Below are 3,260 nucleotides of genomic sequence, written 5' to 3' on the forward strand. Positions count from 1 at the left end.
GATGGATGGTGAGGATGTAGTCCTTCGTGGTGTGCTTCAGTCAGCCCTCTCAATGGGTTACGCCAACAACCACGAAATTCTTCAGTTCAAATCAGTCCGCCCTGATGGGAAATCCCGTGGTGCTTTATCCCGCGAGCAGTACCAAAAACTGGTCGCAGCATCATGGGAGCGAAGCATGCTTATCCCAAATGGCCAGACCCTATACTACCGCCAACTATTAGCTGTCTATATTCAGTTCATGGTGATGACCGGTCTTCGCCCTGGCGAGGCTCGGCGATTACGGTTTATGGACATAAAGGACGGATACGTTGTCCTTCAAGAAAGCAAAACCAAAGTGCGAAAAGTCGTCGGCGTAGCTGGTTTCAGCGGGATTATTTCTTTCCTTCACGATGTCCACCAAGCACTATATGGGAGAGATGTTAGTGATGAAGAAGAAAATCCATTTCCAAGGCCAACGGATTATCTGTGGAGGGATTATCATAAAGATGAACCCATTCACGATTTCAAAAGAAGCTTCAATGAGCTACTCGCTTATTGCGGAATAACACATGACGAACACCAAAATGGAAAAATAACAATTTATTCACTCAGGCACACATATGCCCATTTTAGAATTGTTTATGGCGGCGTCAATGATGTCTATTTGCTGGCCCAGAACATGGGAACCAGCGTGCAGATGATCGAAAAATATTATGGCCATCTGGAGCCGCTGCATCGCAAAGACGAATTGAAACGTGTGCATCGAAACTCAGCTTCAGATAAGTTAATGGACAACATAAACGATCTATTTGGCTTGCCCCCATTTGAACTTTGATCGGCATTTCCTCCCGTATATTCCTATTGGCAATTCCCCTCCACATCACGACACGCCTTCCTGACTAATGCCAAGTCACGGGGATCGCTCAACCAGACGATGACGGCGACGAACCCAAGGTGGTGCAAAACCGTTTGCCAATGGATGTCGGACAATTCCCCGCCGCCATTATCGGTGAACAACACCTCACCCTGGCGATCCTCCAGGGCCGCGTCCAGGTAGGCACGGCCCTCGTCATCGACTGCCAGCATGATCGATGATGGGTATCGGGATGACAGTTCCCCAAGCCGACGTTCAATGGTGGCAACCAGGATGAGTTCTTCTTCAGATTTCATCATCAGGAAACTCAGCGGCTACAAAGCAATTTTCGCATATGATTTTGTTCGTTAGAGATATGAAGTAAAATATTCCTCCACATTTAGGACATGGTTTTGCATAGTGGTCAGGGTCATTTACCTGAGTTTCCGGAAACAAAATTACGTTATTTAAATTTTCGCTCATGATACGCCTCGCTTTCATATCTATTTATGCTGCGAATGCAGTCTTGTGTTCCAAGTCCGGAAATGGTGCAGGAACAATAGATTCCGGTGCCTGCACCATCAGTCCGTTTGTCCTCACTTGATGTACGAACCGATTGTCCGAAAAACGGACTTCATGGGCTTCCAGTGGCGTTCGATCTGATCGCCAACACCGGGCAGATCAGATTGAGCCGGGGGCATGGCTGGCGGCTATGTCGCACAGAAAATCGTCATGGTAGAGTGAACTGGTGACTGACTGGAGAGCATTGATCTCATTGGGTTTGTCAAAGCCGATATCCCACCTGCGGCCACGACCAACGAATTGGACTAATAGGAAGTTTGATGGCTTCAAAATTTCTCCGTGAATTGGAACTGATCAGCGGCACGACGAAGGACGGCTGGGAGGTCAGGCTTGATCTTCTTGAGCAGATGCAGAACCTCATAATTCTCGTCCAAAGCCATCAGATCGTTTTCATCAATCCCGCAGGGCTACGCTGGCTTGGGTACGAAAAATCGGTGCTTCTGGAATCTGAAATAGGCAGCCTCTTTCACCCTGATTATGCCGATCTTGTCGGTCTGGGCCTCGAATTGCTTGCCGAAGAGCAGGTGATACCCCTGAAGCTTCTGCACCGGGATGGCTTGGAAATTGATGTGGAAATGTGGGTCAACCGCCTGGGGATGCCCGGTGAAGAGATATTCATCATTGAGGCCCGCAATATCTCGGATCACCTGAAGTCGGCCCGTGCCTTGCGGGCACGAGAGCAGTGGCTTGAAGGGATCATCAACACCGTGGCTGACGGTATCGTCACCGTCGATAAAAACGGCATCGTTCAGACCTTCAATCCCGCCGCCGAACGCATCTTTGATTTCAAAGCCGACGAAGTTATCGGCAAGAGCATCCGACAATTGGTTCCTGATCCCGTTGCCAAGAAGTTGGGCCAGGAGGCTGGGCAGGGCTGGCATGACATATTGTCGATGGGAGAGGAATTGATGGGGATGCGGAAGGATGGCGTCGCCTTCCCCATGGAAGCTTCGGTCAGCGAAATGCAGCAAGGCGAAGGGGTCGCTTATGCCAGCGTGGTGCGAGACATCACGGCACGCAAACGTGCCGAAGAGCATATTCGGCACCTTGCACACCATGATTCTCTGACTGGCCTTCCCAACAGGTTTTTGTTTGGAGACCGTCTGGAAGCCGCTATCACGCGAGCGGATCGGCATCAGACACGGATTGCCTTGGTGTTCATCGACCTCAATAAGTTCAAGCCGGTCAATGATACATACGGACATGCAGTCGGAGATATGGTCCTTATCGGCGTTGCCAAGAGGCTGAGCAACTGCCTGAGAAAGACCGATACGGTAGCCAGGATTGGCGGTGATGAGTTCGTAGCCATTCTGGAGGAAATTTCAGGTGAGAAGGAGATTCGCAGGTTGGTCGGCAAGATCATGGTTGCTGTCTCATCACCGGAAACCATAGATGGCGTTGAACACAGTCTGGGGGCCAGCCTCGGCATTGCTCTTTATCCAGATGACTCAACAGAGTCGATAGATTTGATCGATAAGGCGGATAAGGCGATGTACTTGGCGAAACGCACCGGAGGGGTGTGCCTCTTTCCAGATATTCTGTGGGAAGTCGAGAAATCTTGAGGAGGCCAACCGACGGCACTATTACGCCCTCAAACAATTGGCTGAGTTTGGTATTTTTTCGTCGAAAATGAGAAGGGTGCAACGGCCTTCGATATTTTTCGTCCCGAGAGTCGATATCGTGCCTCCCATCGCCGCTGCACCGCAAAAGATCGTTGCAGCGTTAATTATTATTTAACCCGAACCTATTCGGAGGTATGATTTATACACCATTAGTATGATGGCGACCCGTGTTGGGCGGGGAAGGAGTCCAAAATGTGCGACACCTTAGCCGAAGCACCCATGCC

3 protein-coding genes are annotated in these 3,260 nt (G+C 50.1%); 2 read left to right on the forward strand and 1 reads right to left on the reverse strand.

Features of this window, described 5'->3' with window-relative positions; translation table 11 throughout:
- On the forward strand, positions 1 to 814 hold an 814-nt coding region (locus MTBSS4_RS17705; RefSeq protein ID WP_173984706.1), incomplete at its 5' end, for a tyrosine-type recombinase/integrase.
- A 23-nt stretch (positions 815 to 837) separates the two neighbouring features.
- On the opposite strand, the gene MTBSS4_RS17710 is transcribed toward MTBSS4_RS17705, so the two are convergent.
- Positions 838 to 1,152, reverse strand: coding sequence for a hypothetical protein (locus MTBSS4_RS17710; protein WP_173984707.1), 315 nt, complete (start codon positions 1,150 to 1,152; stop codon positions 838 to 840).
- A 522-nt stretch (positions 1,153 to 1,674) separates the two neighbouring features.
- Between MTBSS4_RS17710 and MTBSS4_RS17715 the strand changes: the two genes are divergently transcribed.
- Positions 1,675 to 2,976, forward strand: a complete 1,302-nt coding sequence (locus tag MTBSS4_RS17715; protein ID WP_173984708.1) for a diguanylate cyclase — start codon at positions 1,675 to 1,677, stop codon at positions 2,974 to 2,976.
- Positions 2,977 to 3,260 lie beyond the last annotated feature (284 nt).

This window comes from Magnetospirillum sp. SS-4 (assembly GCF_902729425.1).
In the GTDB taxonomy this organism is placed as follows: Bacteria; Pseudomonadota; Alphaproteobacteria; order Rhodospirillales; family Magnetospirillaceae; genus Phaeospirillum.

What these genes read in the sequence shown, in the direction of transcription:
- MTBSS4_RS17710 (WP_173984707.1), bottom strand. Translation starts at nt 1,152, where the DNA reads ATGATGAAATCTGAAGAAGAACTCATCCTGGTTGCCACCATTGAACGT.
- MTBSS4_RS17715 (WP_173984708.1), top strand. Translation starts at nt 1,675, where the DNA reads ATGGCTTCAAAATTTCTCCGTGAATTGGAACTGATCAGCGGCACGACG.